Here is an 18,835-nt window from a genome sequence, read left to right as displayed (position 1 = left end):
CGGCGTAATCTAAGGGCGCCATGCCGTACGAACCTCCCACTCACACTGTCGAGCGCTCCCTGCGTGCCACGACCGGAGCGAAGGTCATCGCCGGTGTCGACGAAGTGGGGCGCGGCGCCTGGGCCGGACCCGTCACCGTCTGCGCGGCGATCACCGGACTGCGTCGACCTCCCGCGGGCCTGACCGACTCCAAGCTGCTGACCGTCAAGCGGCGCACCGCGCTGGACGAGATCCTGCGGGGGTGGGTGACGGCCTACGCGCTGGGGCATGCTTCCCCCGAGGAGATCGACGGCATGGGGATGACGGCCGCGTTGCGGCTCGCCGCAGGCCGCGCCCTGGACGCACTTCCGGTCCGCCCCGACGCCGTGATCCTCGACGGGAAGCACGACTACCTCGGTGCCCCATGGCAGGTGCGTACGGTGATCAAGGGCGATCAGTCGTGCGTCGCCGTCGCGGCGGCCTCGGTGATCGCCAAGGTTCAGCGCGACAAAATGATGGCCGAACTGGCCCTCGACCATGCAGACTTCGGGTTTGCGGACAACGCCGGGTATCCGTCACCCGTGCACAAGGCCGCACTGGAAGAGCGGGGCCCCACCCCGCACCACCGTTTGTCGTGGGCGTATCTTGATGCGCTGCCCCAGTGGCGGCATCTCAAGAAGGTCCGCAACTGGGCGGACGGAAGCGTTCCGGAAATCGAGGGTCAGCTCGGCTTCGACTTCTGACGGTTCCGATCGCACTGATGTGCCACCCCGTTCATCAGCGCCACTTCAACGTTTGATAAAAATCAGCTCATGCCTCTCATTCCCGAGGAGCCTCAGATTCACGAGAGTGCCCAGGGTCCCCGCGTCACGCCGGCCAGCGGCCGCACCGCACCGACCCCTCGCCCCGTACCCGGCCCCCGTCCCGTGGCGCCGTCCCGCCCCGGTCGTCCCGGCCCTCAGCGGCCTACGCCGCCGGTGCAGCGCACGCCGCGTGACGTGGCTCCGGCCAATCCCGGTCCCTCCGGTCCGGCCGCCCCTGCCGCAGTCGCGGGCCCGCAGATCCAGCTGATCCCGGCCTCGGCCGAGGGCGCGGTCGACGCCGCCGAGGAGGCCGTCGACCTGCTGCTGGACTCGGGCCGCGCTCCCGGCGACGTGCTGGTGATCACCACGGGTGCCCAGCACCCGTGGGCCGAGCACGAGCTGTCGTTCGGCGAGACCGCCTACTGGGCCCAGCACGACGCGGGTGACGACGTCTTCTACACGGACGCCGCCATCGCCGCCCGCGCCGGTTCCCGCCCGGTGGTCGTCGTGGCCGTCAACGGGGGCGCCGCCTCCGCCGACGTCCTCTCGCTGGCCCACAGTCGCGCCGGAGCCCTGCTGATCGTCTGCGGCGACCCGCAGCAGATCAACTCGGTTCTCGGCACCAGCGCCTGAACCACGCGCCGGGCTCCTGGAGCCGGCCGCCGCCCGAGGGGGCACCGCACGGTGCGCCCTTCGGCATGCCGTCCGGCCGCGCGCCTCGGCGCCGACCGTCCTGACCATGGGGCGGCCGTGCCTCCGTCAGCGCCTCGGCGGGCCTTGGGGAACCCCTGTGCCTGGGGAACCCCTGTGCCTGGGGAACCCCTGTGCCTGGGGAACCCCTGTGGGGGAGGCACCTGGCAGTTCCAGGGTGCTTGGTCCAGGGTGCTTGAACGGGTCGTGTCCGGTGCTTGAGCAGGTCACGTCCGTGCTTGTGTCGGCGCCCGGCCCGGTCCGCCGGACCCGTCGTCGGACTCGCGCCGTCCCTCAGCGGGCCGCCGCGCGGCGCAGGACCTCGGAGACCGGGCCGCCGGTGCGCGGCACGGGCGGCGGGGCATCCGCCGTGGCGAACGGCTCCGGCGCCGAGTGCGCGTGGGGACGGCGGCCACCGCGCCCCTCGCCCAGCACCTGCCAGCCGTCGTGGGTCAGCGTGATGTACGCCCCGCACCGCAGCCCGTGCAGCGTGCAGGCGTCACGCAGCCCCCACATCCAGGCACCGTCCTCCTCGGTCCAACGCGCGTCGCCCTCACGGCAGTAGAGCAGGACGGCGGTCCGCACCGGGGTACGGCGGCGCAGGTCGTGCGGTATGACCCGGCGCAGCTGGGACAGCAGCGCGTTGCGGAACATCCAGCCGTCCGCCGGTGCGGCCCGGCGGGTGAACGAGGCGCTGGCACACAGCCGTTCGTCCGGATCGAGGACGGCCACGATCACCGTGGACGGCCGCGGTCGATGCCGGGCGTGCAGTCCGCTGACGACCTCACGCGGGTTGCGCAGCAGCGGGATCCCCGCGGCGGCCCACTCCGCCGGCTCCAGTACACGGCCGGCGGAAGCGGCGGACGTCGACAACGAGGCCGCCGAGGGCGAGGCGAATCCGAAGGTCACGTTCCTCCCTTCGGCTACGCGCCCACACAGCGGGCGAGGTCGGATTCGGGGACCGCGCACCGCAGCGAAGCCCAACCGGATCACGAACCGACCGTGCGGGGAGCGGATCTCAATTCTTCCTGTCGAACTGGAATGCGGCAACGAGCAATTGGGGCCGCCGCCGGGTATCGGGTGGTGCGTGGCTTATATCCCTACCCAAGGCTCGGGCGGATGACGCATGGGGTGCTCGGGCGTCTCCAGGACTGGTACCCCGAACAGGGCCTGACCTTCGGACCGACAACGGCTGACTTTCGGGCCGTCGCCGACTGATGTCCAGGCTGACACCGACTGGGTTCCGGGCTGACACCGGCGGGCTTCTGGGCTGACGTCGGCCGCCCTTCGGACCGACACCGGCCGACCTGCGAGCCGGCGCCGAGCGCCCTTCGGGACGAACGACTCCCGCCTTTCAGGACGTCTCCGGCCCCCGGGCTGATCTAACCCCCCGGGCCGACCCCCGCTTCCCGACCGCCCCCGACTTCCAGGCCGCACCCGGTCTTCCCAGCCGCCCCCGGCTTCCGAGCTGAACATCCCCGAACACCCCCTGACGTCGAGCCGAACTCCCGTGACCTCCCTGCCGGGTGCCACCGAGCCGAACGCCTTACACCCCCGCTCAGCCCTGAACCGCGAGGACCAGCGGCAACACCCCCTTCGCACCCGCGCGGCGGAGCAGACGTGCCGCGACCGCGAGGGTCCAGCCGGTCTCCGTGAAGTCGTCGACCAGCAGCACCGGACCGTTCGCCCCGGCCAGCGCCGTCGCGAGGGCGGGCGGCACCGCCAACGCGCCGTCGAGCGCCTTGAGCCGCTGCGCGCTGTTGCTGCGCGACACCCGGGGCGCGTCCTCGTCGTACGTCACCGACCCCAGCAGCGGCATCCGCCCGGTCTCCGCGATCCGCGCGCCGAGGGAGTGGACGAGCTGCGGCCGGGTGCGCGAGGCGACGGTGACCACCCCGACCGGCCTCGCCTGGGCGCCCTCGACACCGGGTGCCCAGCCGCCGGGTCCCTTGGCCCAGTCGGCCAGCACGTCGATCACGGCGCGCGCCACGTCGTCCGGCACGGGCCCGTCCGGTGTCCGCGGCGCGAGCAGCGGACGGAGCCGGTTGCCCCAGCCGATGTCCGAGAGCCGTCCCAGCGCCCGCCCCGGCGCTGCCTGCTCACCAGCCGGAATACGCCCCTTGAGCCCGATCCCGATGGCCCCGAGCCCGGTCGGCCACATCCGCCGGGGCTCCACCTCCACCCCGGCGCGGCCCAGGTCGCTGCGTGCCGCGTCGAGCGCGGCGGAGGAGGCGTCGGCCGTGAAGCGCGGCCCCGCGCAGTTGTCGCAGCGGCCGCACGGCTTGGCCCCCTCGTCGTCCAGCTGCCGTTGCAGGAACTCCATCCGGCACTCGGTGGTGTCCGCGTACCCGCGCATCGCCTGCTGCTCGGCCGCCCGCTGCCGCGCCACCCACGCGTACCGCTCGGCGTCGTACGACCACGGCCGCCCGGTCGCGAGCCAGCCGCCCTTGACCCGGCGCACCGCCCCGTCCACGTCGAGGACCTTGAGCATGGTCTCCAGCCGGGAGCGGCGCAGCTCGACCAGGGGCTCCAGCGCGGGCAGGGACAGGGGCCTGTCCGCGCTGGCGAGGACGTCCAGGGTGCGCCGCACCAGCTCCTCGGAGGGGAAGGCGAGCGAGGCGAAGTACTCCCAGATCGCCTCGTCCTCCCGGCCCGGCAGCAGCAGCACCTCCGCGTGCTCCACCCCGCGGCCGGCGCGGCCCACCTGCTGGTAATAGGCGATGGGGGAGGAGGGCGAGCCGAGGTGGACCACGAAACCGAGGTCGGGCTTGTCGAAGCCCATGCCGAGCGCGGACGTGGCGACCAGCGCCTTGACCCGGTTGGCGAGCAGATCCTCCTCCGCCTGCTGCCGGTCGGCGTTCTCCGTCCTGCCCGTGTACGAGGCGACGGTGTGGCCCCGCTGCCGCAGGAACGCGGTGACCTCCTCGGCGGCGGCGACCGTGAGGGTGTAGATGATGCCGGAGCCCGGCAGATCGTCGAGATGGTCGGCGAGCCAGGCCATCCGGTGCGCCGCGTCCGGGAGCCGCAGCACGCCCAGACTCAGGCTCTCCCGGTCCAGCGGGCCGCGCAGCACCAGCGCGTCGGAGCCGCCGCCGGTGCCCAGCTGCTCGGCGACGTCGGCGGTCACCCGGGCGTTGGCCGTCGCGGTCGTGGCCAGCACGGGGACGCCGGGCGGAAGGTCGGCGAGCATGGTGCGCAGCCGCCGGTAGTCGGGGCGGAAGTCGTGGCCCCAGTCGGAGATGCAGTGCGCCTCGTCCACGACCAGCAGTCCGGTCGCCGCGGACAGCTTGGGCAGGACCTGGTCGCGGAAGTCGGGGTTGTTGAGCCGCTCGGGCGAGACGAGCAGGACATCGACCTCGCCGGCGGCGATCGCGGCCTGCACGTCCTCCCACTCCTCGGTGTTCGAGGAGTTGATGGTCCGGGCGCGGATACCGGCGCGCGCCGCCGCCTCCACCTGGTTGCGCATGAGCGCGAGCAGCGGCGAGACGATCACCGTCGGCCCGCTGCCCCGGGCCCGCAGCAGCGAGGTCGCCACGAAGTACACCGCGGACTTGCCCCATCCCGTGCGCTGCACGACCAGCGCCCGCCGCCGGTCGGCGACCAGCGCCTCGATCGCCCGCCACTGGTCCTCGCGCAGCCGGGCGGCGCCCGTGCCGTCCCCGACGAGCCGGGCGAGGACGGCGTCCGCCCCTGCCCGGAGATCCGCGTTGCTCGTGTGCTCGTGCTCCATGCGTTCCATACAACAGGACGGGACCGACGAACGGGCGGGCCGGCGGCGGATCTGTGGACAACCCTCGACGGCTTGTCGTGTCCCTGATTCGACTTATCCACAGGCCCGAGCGGGTTCGCGGGATCCGCGAGATCGTCGGCGCATGACGAATCACAGCGAAACCACCGCGCAGGTCACCCTGCGCACCCCGGCCGAACTGGCCGACGCCCTGCCCTACCTGCTGGGATACCGGCCGGAGGACAGCATGGTCCTGGTCGCCCTGCACGACAGCGGGGGGAAGGGCAGGTTCGGCGGCCGGGCCCGGCTCGGCATTCCCGCGCACGAGGAGGACTGGGAAGAGGCCGCTCGGCAGCTGGCCCGGGGCCTGGTGACCAGCAGCGAGCGACGGGGCGCCAAGCCCGAGCAGCTGGTGGCCTACGTCTGCCAGGAACCCGCCCCGGGAGAACACGGCCGGGACGTCAAACGCCGTCTCGCCCGCCTCGCCCATCTGCTGCGCATCCAGTGCGGCGACCTCGACGTGCCGGTCATCGAGGCGCTCTGCATCTCCGACGGCCGCTACTGGTCGTACTGCTGCCCCGTCGAGGACTGCTGCCCCGAGGACGGCACGCCGATGGGCCTGCCCGGCACCTCCGTCCTCGCCGCCGCGGCTACCTACGCCGGCATGCAAGTCCGGGGAACCCTCAAGGAGTTGCGCGCCCGGCTCCAGCCCTGGGAGGCCGCTGCGGCACGGGAACAGGAGGCCGCGCTCGACGCGGGCGGGCTGGCCCTGGTGCCCCGCATCCTCGACGAGACGGGCCGCGCGGAAGTGGCCGAGGAGACCATCGTCCTCGCCGAGCGCGTCATCCACCGCCTCGCCGCGACGACCCCGGTCGCGGGCGCCCTTCCGGCCGACCTGCGCGACGACGGCCTGATCGGCCACGACGAGGCGGCACGGCTGATCCTCGGCCTCCAGGACCGCGACACCCGCGACCGCGCCGCCGCCTGGATGGAGGGCGACGAGGCGGCCCCCGCGCTCCGGCTCTGGCGCGCCCTCGCCCGCCGCTGCGTCGGACCGTACGCCGAGCACGCCGCCCCTCCGCTGACCCTGGCCGGCTGGGTCGCCTGGTCCACGGGCGACGAACTCGAAGCCCGCGAGGCCCTGGCCATGGCCCTGGGCGCCGACCCGGACTACCTCTTCGCCCGCCTCCTGCACCAGGCGTGCAACGAGGGGGTGGACGTGGAATCGGTCCGCCGCTGCCTGCGGGCGGGGCGGGCCGGGGGCGCGCCGGGCACGGAACGCGCGCAGGAGGGCGGGGCGCTCCCGGCGGATGCCTCGGCGACGACTGCCTCGGTCGCGACCGGACCCACGAAGTGCGCGGAAAACGTGGCGGGCCCGACGCCCGCCGGCGAATCGGATCCGGCCGCGCGCATCCGCCGGCGCCGCCGACTGCGGTCCGCCCTCGCAGCCGCCGGGGACGGTCCCCGCGCCGCCCGCGTGCCCGGCCCCCGGCGCCGCCCGACGGTCCCCGCTCCGGCCGCCGGACGCGCTCCACGCGCCGGTACCCGGCACCCGGCGGGCACCCGCATGCCCACCAAGGGAACGGGGGAGAGCATGACCTGAACCGGACGGGAGCCTGCCTCGTCTCCCCTGATGCGACGAAGCGGAAGCACCGGCGGCCTCGGCGAAGGACGTGTTTATCGTCAGGAAGACGACTATGATCGCGGCATGCCCTACGACCCGTCAGCCTTTCCGCCCTTCGCCGTCACCGTGGACCTGGTCGTGCTGACCGTTCGCCGCCATGCGCTGTGCGCGTTGGCGGTACGCCGGGGCGAGTCGCCCTTCCAGGGACGGTGGGCACTGCCCGGCGGCTTCGTACGGGCCGACGAGGACCTGAACCAGGCGGCGGCACGCGAACTGGCCGAGGAGACCGGGCTGCACGCGCACGACCCCTCGACCCCCGCCCAGGACAAGGGAGCACACCTGGAGCAACTCGCCACCTACGGCGACCCCGAGCGGGATCCGCGGATGCGCGTGGTCAGCGTCGCGCACCTCGCGCTCGCCCCCGACCTGCCCGCACCCCGCGCGGGCGGCGACGCCAGCAACGCGCGCTGGGCCCCGGTCGAGGAACTGCTCCAGCAGGACGGTTACGGCCGCGACGGCGACCCCGTCGCACCGCTGGCCTTCGACCACGCCCAGATCCTCGCCGACGGCGTGGAGCGGGCCCGCTCCAAGATCGAGTACTCCTCGCTGGCCACCGCGTTCTGCCCGCCCGAATTCACCGTCGGTGAGCTGCGCCGGGTGTACGAGGCGGTGTGGGGGGTGGCCCTCGACCCGCGCAACTTCCACCGCAAGGTCACCGGGACCCCCGGGTTCCTCGTTCCGACGGGAGGCACCACCACACGCCAGGGCGGCCGCCCGGCCCAGCTCTTCCGGGCCGGTGGGGCCACGCTGCTCAACCCGCCGATGCTGCGCCCCGAGGTCTGACCGCCAGGGCAGGAGGCGGCGCGGAGCCCGGCCGCGGCCCAGGGGACCGAGCCTCCCGTTGCGTCGAACGGTGGACAGGGACCGGCGCGAGGGCGCGGCATTCATCGCTAAAGCCCCCCATACACCAAAAAACCGGACATCGCACGCTATCTTGATGCAGGTGATCCAAGCCTTCGGCCTGACCAGCACCTCCCGCAAGGCGCGGCCGCCCGCTGTCGACGACGTCTCCTTCGAAGCGCGGGCCGGCCGGATCACCGTGCTGCTGGGGGCCTCCGGCGCCGGCAAGACCACCGCCCTGAGGCTGATGCTCGCCCTGCGTCCCGGTCGCGGCATCACCTATTTCCGGGGGCGGCCCCTGTACCGGATCGCCCACCCGGCGCGCGAGGTCGGCGTGCTGCTCGGCGACGTACCGGGACATCCGGCACGCTCGGTCCGCGGACATCTGCGCATGCTGTGCGCGGCGTCGGGCGTCCCGGGGCACCGCGCCGACGAGGTCCTCGAAGCCGTCGGCCTCGTCAGCTTCCGGGAGGAACGTCTCGGCACCCTCTCGCGCGGCATGGACCGCAGGCTCGGCCTCGCGTGCGCCCTGCTGCCCGACCCGCACACACTCGTCCTGGACGACCCCACCCGCGGCCTCTCCCCCGGAGAGGCGCAGTGGCTGCACGGCATGCTGCGCGCCCACGCCGACCAGGGCGGCACCGTGCTGACGACCACGGGCGACCCGAGGGAGGCCGCGCGCATCGCCGACCGGGTCGTCACGCTCGACACGGGCAGGCTCGTCGCCGACCAGGAGGCCGGGGAGTTCGCCCGCACCCGGCTGCGCCCGCGCGTGGCCGTGCGCAGCCCGTACGCCGGGCGCCTCGCCGCCGCGCTCACCAAGGAGGCCCGCACCGGCCGCCGTTCCGTCGAGGTCGTACGCGAGGGCGGCAACCGCCTCTCCGTGTACGGCACCACCACCTCGGTCGTCGGCGAGACGGCCTTCCGGCACGGCATCCTCGTCCACCAACTCGCCGACGAGATCGGCGACATGGGACCCGGCATCGCCGTGGACAGCGCGCTTCCCGAGCGCGCGCTGTCCGTGGGTGGCCCGGCGGGCGGCCGTACGCCACCGGAGCGCGAGAAGACGGTGTTCGGCTTCTCCGTGCCGGACCCGCCCACCATGACCCGCACGGAACCAGCCGGTTCGCCCTCCCCCTCTCAACGGCCTCGGACCGGCTCCTCGGGAACCTCGGCGCTCTCGACGGCCCCGGCCCCGGCTTCGCCGAGGAAACCCGTCGAAACCCCACCCCGAGCCGAAGCGCGCGTGGCCCTCGACGCCGAGATCACCGCCCGCCCCACCGGAAGGCTGGAAACCGGCCTGGCGCGCCTCGCCCGCACCCGCGTCATCCCGACCCGCATCGCCACCACCCACATCTCCGCCCTCCGCACCCTCCTGCCCGGAGCCAGGGGACCCTTCGCCCGTCCGTCGTGGACGGTTCACCCCGGAACCCGGACCGACAGGGACAACGACAGCGCCCACGCCTTCGACACGAACTCCCCCCTCCCGCCGCCCATCTCCGTCCGTCCCGCACCCACCCCCCTGCGCCCCCTGCGCTACGAGATCCGGCGGGCCGCGGGCATCGGCACCGGGTTCCTGATCTGCGGCGCGGTGCTCGCGCTGTCCGTGCTGACCGCCGTGGCGCTGGCCGGAATCGGGCACACCCCGCAGGCGCGGCTGTTCGCGGCATGGCCCCGGGAGCTGCCGCTGCCGCCCGTCGCGCTCGCCGCCGGACTGCTCGGGGCGCTCGCCTTCGGCGACGAGTTCCGCCACCCCGCGCTCGCCGCCGACCGGGGCACCGTGCCCCGCCGGCTCGGGCTGCTGGCCGCGAAACTCCTCGTCACCGGCGCCACCGCGACGCTGCTCGCCTTCCTCGTCGCGGGCTGCGACGCCGAGGCGCTCTATCTCGTCTACGGCCGGGAGCTGACCCAGGTTCCCGACGACTGGCTTGCGCTGAGCGCGAGTTGGATCGCCCTCGTCGTCGGGTGCGCCTGGGCCGGGGTGCTCGCGGCCGGTGTCTTCCGGTCCACCTCGGGCGGGCTCGCCGCCGTCCTCGCCGTACCCGTGGCCGTCGTACCCCTCATGCACACGGCGTTCCGGGGGTCGGCCGAGCGCACGGTGGCCGGTCTTCCGTCGCGGATGCGGGAGGTGTTCCTGCTCCAGTGGCCGTTCGGAGGGGACCGGTATGTGCTCGCGGTGGCGCGGCTGCTCGTCCAACCCGTCGGTGGCGCAATGGTGTTGTCCCTGGCGGCACTGCTGTGCGCGTATCTGTTCACCACCCTGCGCGCCAGGGCCTGATGACCGAGGTTCTTACGGTTCTGGTGCCGCTTGTGCCCACAACTCCCCGGGGGCGGCTCGTTTCTTTCCGATAAGGCGTCAATTGCGACGGGGTGAGCGATCACCCTTTCGTGTGCTTTTCACCAAAGACCTCAAGGGAGTTGGAGACGACGCCGACAAAGGATCCGTGAGTACCCTTGCGCACACCATGATGACCGCCGCCCGTTCCACCGACTCCGGTCTGGTCGGTCCGGGCGAACTCGACCGCTACTCCTACGGTGACGCCTCGGTGGGCGACCGCGTAGGAACGCCCGCCTGGGACGGAGGCGAATCCGAGCTGGGCCGGGTCGGCCGGCGGCCCGCGGGCAGCCGCGGCCGCGGGCTGCACGGCCAACTCGTCCAGCAGCTGGGTCAGATGATCGTCTCGGGCGACCTGGGCGCGGACCGCCCGCTGGTGCCCGAGGAGATCGGCCAGCGCTTCGAGGTCTCCCGGACCGTCGTCCGCGAGTCCCTCCGCGTGCTGGAGGCCAAGGGCCTGGTCAGCGCCCGGCCGAACGTGGGCACGCGCGTCCGTCCCGTCAGCGACTGGAACCTCCTCGACCCGGACATCATCGAGTGGCGGGCCTTCGGCCCCCAGCGCGACGACCAGCGCCGCGAGCTCAGCGAGCTGCGCTGGACCATCGAGCCGCTCGCCGCCCGTCTCGCCGCCGGACACGGCCGCGAGGAGGTGCAGCAGCGCCTGTCCGACATGGTCGAGATCATGAGCCACGCCATGGCACAGGGCGACGCGCTCACCTACTCGCGTGCCGACACCGAGTTCCACGCGCTGCTCATCCAGGTCGCGGGCAACCGCATGCTGGAGCACCTCTCCGGCATCGTCGGCGCCGCCCTCCAGGTCTCTGGCGGCCCGGTCACGGGCTGCGACCGGCCGAACGACGCGTCCCTCGCCCAGCACGCACGGATCGTCGACGCCCTCGGCACCGGCGACGGCGGTGCGGCGGAGGCCGCCATGCGCCAACTGCTCACGGCGCACCCCGAGGTGGAGCGGGTGGTTCCCGCCCCGCGCGAGCACTGACCCGCCCCGCGGGCGGTGCGGTCGCCGGTGTGCGGCGTCCCCGCGGTTCCCATGACGCGTCGGCCCGGGTGCAGGTCGTCGTACCCGCCGTCGCCGGACCCCGCCGGATCCCCTCAGGAGCCCGGCGGGGTCCGGCGATGCGGCGGGCGATACCTTTTGCCCGTATCTGACCGTCTATGTTCGCTTACGAGGTGTGACTCGGGCCACGCGGAATGGGCGTAACACTCATGGGAACAGCGCGATGACCTAAGAGGTGACAGCCGCGAAGGGAATACGGACGCCAGACATGGCGCTGTGCATCTTCCCGGCCCGCGCCCGCACCGTCGGCCCATCCCCCGGCCGGTGGTCGGTTCCCGTCCGCAGTGGACGGTGCCGGAAGCCGTTTTCCAACGTTCCGAGAGGTTGTTCGTGTCGGCCAGCACATCCCGTACGCTCCCGCCGGAGATCGCCGAGTCCGTCTCTGTCATGGCGCTCATTGAGCGGGGAAAGGCTGAGGGGCAGATCGCCGGCGACGATGTGCGTCGGGCCTTCGAAGCTGACCAGATTCCGGCCACTCAGTGGAAGAACGTACTGCGCAGCCTCAACCAGATCCTTGAGGAAGAGGGTGTGACGCTGATGGTCAGTGCAGCAGAGCCCAAGCGCACCCGAAAGAGCGTCGCAGCGAAGAGCCCGGCCAAGCGCACCGCCACCAAGACGGTCGCGGCGAAGACGGTGACCACCAGGAAGGCCACCGCCACCACGGCCGCCCCCGCGGCGTCCGCCGACCCGGCGGATCCCGCCGACGAGGCCTCGCCCGCCAAGAAGGCCGTGGCCAAGAAGGCGACCGCCAAGAAGACGGTTGCCAAGAAGGCCACCGCCAAGAAGACGGCGGCCAAGAAGACCACGGGCAAGAAGGACGACGCCGAGATCCTCGAGGACGAGGTCCTCGAGGACACCAAGGTCGGCGACGAGCCCGAGGGTACCGAGAACGCCGGCTTCGTCCTGTCCGACGAGGACGAGGACGACGCGCCCGCGCAGCAGGTCGCCGCGGCCGGCGCCACCGCCGACCCGGTCAAGGACTACCTGAAGCAGATCGGCAAGGTCCCCCTGCTCAACGCCGAGCAGGAGGTCGAGCTCGCCAAGCGCATCGAGGCCGGCCTGTTCGCCGAGGACAAGCTCGCGAACGCCGACAAGCTCGCCCCGAAGCTCAAGCGCGAGCTGGAGATCATCGCCGAGGACGGCCGCCGCGCCAAGAACCACCTGCTGGAGGCCAACCTCCGTCTGGTGGTCTCGCTGGCCAAGCGCTACACCGGCCGCGGCATGCTCTTCCTGGACCTCATCCAGGAGGGCAACCTCGGTCTGATCCGCGCCGTCGAGAAGTTCGACTACACCAAGGGCTACAAGTTCTCCACGTACGCCACCTGGTGGATCCGTCAGGCGATCACCCGCGCCATGGCCGACCAGGCCCGCACCATCCGTATCCCGGTGCACATGGTCGAGGTCATCAACAAGCTCGCCCGTGTGCAGCGCCAGATGCTCCAGGACCTGGGCCGCGAGCCCACCCCGGAGGAGCTGGCCAAGGAACTCGACATGACCCCGGAGAAGGTCATCGAGGTCCAGAAGTACGGCCGCGAGCCCATCTCCCTGCACACCCCCCTGGGTGAGGACGGCGACAGCGAGTTCGGTGACCTCATCGAGGACTCCGAGGCCGTCGTCCCCGCGGACGCCGTCAGCTTCACCCTCCTCCAGGAGCAGCTGCACTCGGTCCTGGACACCCTCTCCGAGCGCGAGGCCGGCGTCGTCTCCATGCGCTTCGGTCTCACCGACGGCCAGCCGAAGACCCTGGACGAGATCGGCAAGGTCTACGGCGTGACGCGTGAGCGCATCCGCCAGATCGAGTCCAAGACCATGTCGAAGCTGCGCCACCCGTCGCGCTCGCAGGTGCTGCGCGACTACCTCGACTAGCCCGCGGTCCGGTCGACGGCCGACCGGTCCCCGGACCGATCGGCCGGGCCGGTCGTACGACACCGAAGGCCCGGCTCCCCTCGTGGGAGCCGGGCCTTCGTGCTGCGGGCGGAGACCATGTGGATCACTCTGGGTTCTCCGGTTCACACCCTGAGTGAGGAGTCGACATGCGCCGATCCCCTGGCCGTGCACTGATCCGGCCGCTCGTCCTCGCGGCCACCGTCACCGCCATACCCCTGGTGAGCGCGTCCCCGGCGGCGCCCGCGGCGGCCCGGAGCGTGGTCGTGGGGGGATTCCCCATCGACGTCTCGCAGGCCCCCTGGACGGTGGCGCTGTCCAGCCGTGACCGGTTCGGAGGCACCCGTGCGGGCCAGTTCTGCGGCGGCGTGGCGATCGCCCCCACCACGGTGCTCACGGCCGCCCACTGCATGAACGACGACGTCCTCGGGGCGCCGCCCGGCCATGTGCGCGACCTCAAGGTGATCGCGGGCCGCACGGACCTGCTGTCCGACGAGGGCCAGGAGATCGCCGTCAAGGACGTCCAGGTCAACCCGGACTTCGACAGCGCGACGAACTCCGGCGACTTCGCCGTCGTCACGCTCGCCGAACCCCTGCCGCAGAGCGCGGTCATCGCCATGGCGGGACCCGGCGACCCGGCCTACGCACCGGGCACCAAGGCCCGGGTCTCCGGCTGGGGCGACCTGACCGGCGGCGGCGACTACGCCCACCGGCTCCACGCCGCGGATGTGCGGGTGCTCGCCGACGACCGTTGCGGCCGCGCCTACCCCGGCGGTCCTGACGGCGTCTACCGGGCCGCCAGCATGCTCTGCGCGGGAGAGGCCGCCGGAGGTCCGGACGCGTGCCAGGGGGACAGTGGTGGCCCGCTGGTGGCCGGCGGCCGGCTGATCGGGCTCGTGTCCTGGGGCAGCGGCTGCGGGCGCGCCGGGAGCCCCGGCGTCTACACCCGTGTCTCGGAGGTCGTACGCGCCCTGGGAACGGGCGGGGACGGGAAATCACCCACGAAAGCCCGCGAGAGGCCCCACAGGAACTCCTGAGGGCCTTGCGCGGGCTGGTGAGGGTATGAGCGCGGGCGGTCGCTCCGAGAAGGAGCGGCCGCCCGTTCACCGGCCTGAGCCGGTGTCGGCTCGTCGTCCGTGCGAGATTCAGCGCTCTTCTTCGGAAGTGGTGCTCGGGGCGGTCGTCAGCCGCTCCGTCTCGTCCTGTATCTCAGCGGCGATCTTCTTGAGTTCCGGCTCGAACTTGCGTCCGTGGTGGGCGCAGAAGAGCAGCTCTCCGCCGCTGAGCAGGACGACGCGCAGGTATGCCTGGGCGCCGCAGCGGTCGCAGCGATCAGCGGCCGTCAGCGGGCTCGCGGGGGTCAGAACAGTAGTCACGTCGCCTCTTCTCTAGCTCGACGAGCTGTCGTACCAGGGTCAACATCCAACCAGCCCGAAAACGTTCCCGCTCGTGGCTTTTCCTGGAAAAATTTTCCGGGGCGGCTGTCTGCTGCCGGTTGGCGGCGAATGTGCCGTAGTGCGTGTTGGGGATGCTTACGGGTTCGCGCTGTCTAGTATCTCGGTCCTCCCGGCTGGCTTGCCGGTCGTTCATGAGGACGTGCCCGGAGCCTAAATGGTTCATGCCTCCAAGGGAACGTGATATGCACTTCACCCCATCGAGGGATCGAACGTGTATGCGAGCCTCGACTAGTCTGTGGAGCCGCCGAGGGTGGCGTTACACCGGCTCTACCTGGCCTCGGTACCCTCTGACGGGCAACCGAAGCCTCCCCCTTACCCAGAAGGGGGCAACCTGAAATTCAGCGAGGAGCGAACCGCGTGACCGCCGATACGTCCGTGCCGTCCACAGCTCTGCTGGCAGGAGCAGACCGCGACGGTTCCAACTACACCGCGCGGCACCTGCTCGTCCTCGAGGGTCTCGAGGCGGTGCGCAAGCGTCCGGGCATGTACATCGGCTCGACCGACAGCCGCGGCCTGATGCACTGCCTGTGGGAGATCATCGACAACTCGGTGGACGAGGCCCTCGGCGGCTACTGCGACCACATCGAGGTGATCCTCCACGACGACGCGTCCGTGGAGGTCCGCGACAACGGCCGCGGCATCCCCGTGGACGTGGAGCCCAAGACCGGCCTGTCCGGCGTGGAGGTCGTCATGACCAAGCTCCACGCGGGCGGCAAGTTCGGCGGCGGCTCGTACGCCGCCTCCGGCGGTCTGCACGGCGTCGGCGCCTCCGTGGTCAACGCCCTCTCCGCCCGTCTCGACGTCGAGGTGGACCGCAGCGGCAACACCCACGCGATCAGCTTCCGGCGCGGCGTGCCGGGTGCCTTCACGGGCGCCGGCGCGGACGCGAAGTTCGAGGCCAAGAGCGGTCTGCGCAAGGCCAAGAAGATCCCCAAGACCCGTACCGGCACGCGCGTGCGCTACTGGGCGGACCGGCAGATCTTCCTCAAGGACGCCAAGCTCAACCTGGAGACGCTGCACCAGCGTGCCCGGCAGACCGCCTTCCTGGTGCCCGGCCTGACCATCGTCGTCCGCGACGAGTACGGCCTGGGCGAGGGCGGCAGCAAGGGCGAGGAGTCCTTCCGCTTCGACGGCGGCATCAGCGAGTTCTGCGAGTACCTGGCGGGCGACAAGCCGGTGTGCGACGTGCTCCGCTTCTCCGGCAAGGGCACCTTCAAGGAGACCGTCCCCGTCCTGGACGAGCACGGCCAGATGACCCCGACCGAGGTCGCCCGCGAACTGGGCGTCGACATCGCCCTGCGCTGGGGCACGGGCTACGACACGAACCTGCGGTCCTTCGTCAACATCATCGCCACGCCCAAGGGCGGCACCCATGTCTCCGGCTTCGAGCAGGCCCTCACCCAGACGATGAACGACGTGCTGCGCGCCAAGAAGATGCTGCGCGTGGCCGAGGACAACGTCGTCAAGGACGACGCCCTGGAGGGCCTCACCGCCGTCGTCACCGTGCGCCTGGCCGAGCCGCAGTTCGAGGGCCAGACCAAGGAGGTCCTCGGCACCTCGGCGGCCCGCCGCATCGTGAACCAGGTGGTCACCAAGGAGCTGAAGGCGTTCCTCACCGCAACCAAGCGGGACGCGGCCGCTCAGGCGCGTGTCGTCATGGAGAAGGTGGTCGCCGCCGCCAGGACGCGTGTCGCGGCCCGCCAGCACAAGGACGCCCAGCGCCGCAAGACGGCCCTGGAGTCCTCGTCCCTGCCGGCCAAGCTCGCCGACTGCCGCAGCGACGACGTCGACCGCAGCGAGCTGTTCATCGTCGAGGGCGACTCCGCGCTCGGCACCGCCAAGCTGGCACGGAACTCCGAGTTCCAGGCCCTGCTGCCGATCCGCGGCAAGATCCTCAATGTGCAGCGCTCGTCCGTGACCGACATGCTCAAGAACGCCGAGTGCGGCGCGATCATCCAGGTCATAGGAGCGGGCTCGGGCCGCACCTTCGACATCGACCAGGCCCGCTACGGCAAGATCATCATGATGACCGACGCCGATGTGGACGGCTCGCACATCCGCTGCCTGCTGCTCACGCTGTTCCAGCGCTACATGCGGCCCATGGTCGAGGCCGGGCGTGTCTTCGCCGCGGTGCCGCCGCTGCACCGCATCGAGGTCGTCCAGCCGAAGAAGGGTCAGGACAAGTACGTCTACACGTACTCGGACCGCGAGCTGCGCGACAAGCTGATGGAGTTCCAGACCAAGGGCATCCGCTACAAGGACTCCATCCAGCGCTACAAGGGCCTCGGCGAGATGGACGCCGACCAGCTGGCCGAGACCACCATGGACCCCCGCCACCGCACCCTGCGCCGCATCAACCTCGCCGACCTCGAAGCCGCCGAACAGGTATTCGATCTCTTGATGGGCAACGACGTGGCGCCTCGCAAGGAGTTCATCTCCAGCTCGGCGGCGACGTTGGACCGGTCGCGGATCGACGCCTGACGCTTGCGGCGGGCTGGGGCCGGGGTTCCGGTCGGGACGCGTGCTTCGGCCGGGGCGAGTGCTCCGGTTGGAGCGGGTTCGACTGAGGCCGTGCGCGCGGGGCGGGGGAGCGGGGGCGGATTTGGTGCCCCGCGCCCGCCTGACCTGCGGGGTACGGCCATGTTGCGGGAGCCGGTGAGGTTCAGATGGTCCGTACCCCCGGCCAGGCGCGGATGGCTCGTGCCCCGGCCAGCGCCGGCCCACCGCGCTGATGGGTCGGCACCGGCCGACGGATCAGCCCACCGGGCACACTCAGCGGCACAAGGTGCGCAGGGCTGTGAGGCAGTCCGCGGCCCGGCGCCGAGGCTCGGTGTCGACGCCGGCCCAGGCGATCCGGGCGTCCGGTCGGATCAGAACGGCGGTGACGTCCCGCCAGACCTGATGCGACGCTTCGGTGTCGACGGTGACCGTCCGCTGGTCCACACCGCCCGCGGCACACGGTGTCCGCCACCCGTCGAGGTCCAGCAGCACAGGCCGGCCACGGCGCATCAACGGGTGCGGGGTGGGTGCCTCGGCCGAGTCCAGGGTGAGGCCGGCCAGCCGCGTACCAACCAGCGGGTGTGCGCCGGGCGCGATGCCGACGGGGAGCGGGTCGTCGAAACCGGCGATCCGGCGGGCCCACTGGCGGTTTGTCCGCGGCTCGGCCAGCGCGGCCGACCAGACCTCGCGCAGCGCGATCTGCTCCGGGCTCGCCGCCGCGAACAGAGCGAGTTGCGCGCGGGTGTTGTCGATGACGGCGCGCCCGGCCGGCCGACGCTCCGTGTCGTAGCTGTTGAGCAGTCCCTCGGGAGCCCGGTCCTGGAGGGTGGCGGCCAGCTTCCAGCCCAGGTTGGTGGCGTCCTGGATACCGAGGTTCATGCCCTGCCCACCGGCAGGGAAGAACATGTGCGCCGCGTCCCCGGCCACCAGCACCCGTCCGGCCCGGTACCGCGCGGCCTGGCGGGTGGCGTTGCCGTAGCGCGAGAGCCACCGGGGGTTGCGGATGCCCAGATCCCGTCCCAGTAGCGCCCGGGTCTGCTCGCGCACCTCTTCCAGCGTGAGCGGTTCACCGGTGCCGCGGTGCATGGTGGCCGTCGACAGGCCCGCCAGCCGGTGGACACCGTCGCCGATCGGTGCCGCCAGGAACGAACCGGCCGGTCCGGAGGCGGAGAGCGGCGCGGTGGGCGGCTCGTCCAGCTCGACGTCGGCGAGCCACCCGGTCAGCGTGGTGTCCTGGCCGGGGAAGTCGATGCCGGCCGCCTGGCGCACCGCACTGCGGGTGCCGTCGCAGCCCACCACCCAGCGGGCCCGCTCGGTCCGGTGGGTGCCGTCGGCCCGTATCACCACCTCGACCGCGTCCGGCCCCTGGGTGAGCGAGACCACCTCCTCCCCGCGCAGCACCCGTGCGCCCACGGCGACCGCGTGCTCCTCCAGGAGCTGTTCGGTGACGGACTGGCCGAGCGCCAGCATGAACGGATGCGCCGCTCCGATCGTGGAGAAGTCCAGCCTGGTGGTCGCCGCCCCGAAGTGACCGGTCGGCACCGGGGTGCCCTGTTCGATGAACCGCTCCGCGAGCCCGCGGGTGGCGAAGGTGTCCAGCGTGCCGGCCTGCATACCGACCGCGCGCGACCGTCCGTCCGGCGCCGCCCGGCGTTCCACGACGGTCACCTCCACCCCGTGCAGGCGCAGCTCCGCGGCCAGCCAGAGCCCCACCGGACCGCCTCCGGCGATGAGCACGTCGAGCATGACCATCACTTCCTCTCGCTCTTGTCCATTGGATAAGAGTGAGCATGCCCTAGAATTGTCCATTGGACAACAGGGGTTGGGGCGACAGGGCGCGCGAGCCGACCGGAGAGGCGCAT

General features: G+C 72.1%; 13 protein-coding genes. 9 read left to right on the top strand and 4 right to left on the bottom strand.

Translation table 11 applies throughout. The features are described 5' to 3' along the window. Positions 1 to 20: 20 nt before the first annotated feature. Positions 21 to 722 carry a ribonuclease HII gene (locus tag QHG49_RS09640; protein WP_301488619.1) on the top strand — a complete coding sequence of 234 codons (702 nt, stop codon included), beginning with the start codon at positions 21 to 23 and terminating at the stop codon, positions 720 to 722. 69 nt (positions 723 to 791) lie between these two features. Next, positions 792 to 1,415, top strand: a complete 624-nt coding sequence (locus tag QHG49_RS09635) for a hypothetical protein (RefSeq protein ID WP_159705652.1) — start codon at positions 792 to 794, stop codon at positions 1,413 to 1,415. A 351-nt stretch (positions 1,416 to 1,766) separates the two neighbouring features. On the opposite strand, the gene QHG49_RS09630 is transcribed toward QHG49_RS09635, so the two are convergent. After that, complete coding sequence (locus QHG49_RS09630; protein ID WP_145487489.1) at positions 1,767 to 2,381, bottom strand: hypothetical protein; 615 nt, start codon at positions 2,379 to 2,381, stop codon at positions 1,767 to 1,769. 649 nt (positions 2,382 to 3,030) lie between these two features. Further along, on the bottom strand, positions 3,031 to 5,211 hold the full coding sequence (locus QHG49_RS09625; RefSeq protein ID WP_301488616.1) for a RecQ family ATP-dependent DNA helicase: 2,181 nt from the start codon (positions 5,209 to 5,211) through the stop codon (positions 3,031 to 3,033). A gap of 133 nt (positions 5,212 to 5,344) precedes the next feature. Here QHG49_RS09625 and QHG49_RS09620 point away from each other — a divergent pair, with 133 nt between their 5' ends. The 6 genes from QHG49_RS09620 (at position 5,345) to QHG49_RS09595 (ending at position 14,054) form a co-directional block, all read left to right on the top strand. Then, on the top strand, positions 5,345 to 6,802 hold the full coding sequence (locus QHG49_RS09620) for a DUF4192 domain-containing protein (protein ID WP_159705658.1): 1,458 nt from the start codon (positions 5,345 to 5,347) through the stop codon (positions 6,800 to 6,802). Between the two features lie 105 nt (positions 6,803 to 6,907). Then, positions 6,908 to 7,666 (top strand): NUDIX domain-containing protein, encoded by a 759-nt coding sequence (locus tag QHG49_RS09615; protein ID WP_159705660.1) that lies wholly within the window; start codon positions 6,908 to 6,910, stop codon positions 7,664 to 7,666. Positions 7,667 to 7,820: 154 nt separating this feature from the next. Next, positions 7,821 to 10,001, top strand: coding sequence for an ATP-binding cassette domain-containing protein (locus tag QHG49_RS09610; protein ID WP_301488612.1), 2,181 nt, complete (start codon positions 7,821 to 7,823; stop codon positions 9,999 to 10,001). Between the two features lie 166 nt (positions 10,002 to 10,167). Then, entirely contained in the window at positions 10,168 to 11,055 is an 888-nt protein-coding gene (locus tag QHG49_RS09605) for a FadR/GntR family transcriptional regulator (protein ID WP_145487493.1), read from the top strand. Positions 11,056 to 11,463: 408 nt separating this feature from the next. Continuing rightward, the gene (locus tag QHG49_RS09600; protein ID WP_301488609.1) at positions 11,464 to 12,999 is read left to right on the top strand and encodes an RNA polymerase sigma factor; all 1,536 of its coding nucleotides are present in this window, start codon (positions 11,464 to 11,466) and stop codon (positions 12,997 to 12,999) included. Positions 13,000 to 13,166: 167 nt separating this feature from the next. Then, positions 13,167 to 14,054 (top strand): serine protease, encoded by an 888-nt coding sequence (locus tag QHG49_RS09595; protein ID WP_301488608.1) that lies wholly within the window; start codon positions 13,167 to 13,169, stop codon positions 14,052 to 14,054. 108 nt (positions 14,055 to 14,162) lie between these two features. Here QHG49_RS09595 and QHG49_RS09590 read toward each other — a convergent pair whose 3' ends face one another. Continuing rightward, the gene (locus QHG49_RS09590) at positions 14,163 to 14,393 is read right to left on the bottom strand and encodes a hypothetical protein (RefSeq protein ID WP_145487496.1); all 231 of its coding nucleotides are present in this window, start codon (positions 14,391 to 14,393) and stop codon (positions 14,163 to 14,165) included. Between the two features lie 438 nt (positions 14,394 to 14,831). Here QHG49_RS09590 and QHG49_RS09585 point away from each other — a divergent pair, with 438 nt between their 5' ends. Continuing rightward, complete coding sequence (locus tag QHG49_RS09585; protein ID WP_159705664.1) at positions 14,832 to 16,955, top strand: type IIA DNA topoisomerase subunit B; 2,124 nt, start codon at positions 14,832 to 14,834, stop codon at positions 16,953 to 16,955. 291 nt (positions 16,956 to 17,246) lie between these two features. Here the strand turns inward: QHG49_RS09585 and QHG49_RS09580 are convergent, their stop codons facing one another. Beyond that, positions 17,247 to 18,719 (bottom strand): FAD-dependent monooxygenase, encoded by a 1,473-nt coding sequence (locus QHG49_RS09580; RefSeq protein ID WP_301488607.1) that lies wholly within the window; start codon positions 18,717 to 18,719, stop codon positions 17,247 to 17,249. Positions 18,720 to 18,835: the final 116 nt, after the last annotated feature.

This window comes from Streptomyces sp. WP-1 (genome assembly GCF_030450125.1).
Classification (GTDB): Bacteria; Actinomycetota; Actinomycetes; order Streptomycetales; family Streptomycetaceae; genus Streptomyces; species Streptomyces incarnatus.
Note: the sequence above shows the minus strand (reverse complement) of the source record. Positions and strands in the feature narration are given on the sequence as shown.

Coding starts and splice junctions, on each gene's coding strand:
- QHG49_RS09595 (WP_301488608.1), top strand. CDS start 13,167: ATGCGCCGATCCCCTGGCCGTGCACTGATCCGGCCGCTCGTCCTCGCG.
- QHG49_RS09620 (WP_159705658.1), top strand. CDS start 5,345: ATGACGAATCACAGCGAAACCACCGCGCAGGTCACCCTGCGCACCCCG.
- QHG49_RS09580 (WP_301488607.1), bottom strand. CDS start 18,719: ATGCTCGACGTGCTCATCGCCGGAGGCGGTCCGGTGGGGCTCTGGCTG.
- QHG49_RS09625 (WP_301488616.1), bottom strand. CDS start 5,211: ATGGAACGCATGGAGCACGAGCACACGAGCAACGCGGATCTCCGGGCA.
- QHG49_RS09635 (WP_159705652.1), top strand. CDS start 792: ATGCCTCTCATTCCCGAGGAGCCTCAGATTCACGAGAGTGCCCAGGGT.
- QHG49_RS09610 (WP_301488612.1), top strand. CDS start 7,821: ATGCAGGTGATCCAAGCCTTCGGCCTGACCAGCACCTCCCGCAAGGCG.
- QHG49_RS09615 (WP_159705660.1), top strand. CDS start 6,908: ATGCCCTACGACCCGTCAGCCTTTCCGCCCTTCGCCGTCACCGTGGAC.
- QHG49_RS09640 (WP_301488619.1), top strand. CDS start 21: ATGCCGTACGAACCTCCCACTCACACTGTCGAGCGCTCCCTGCGTGCC.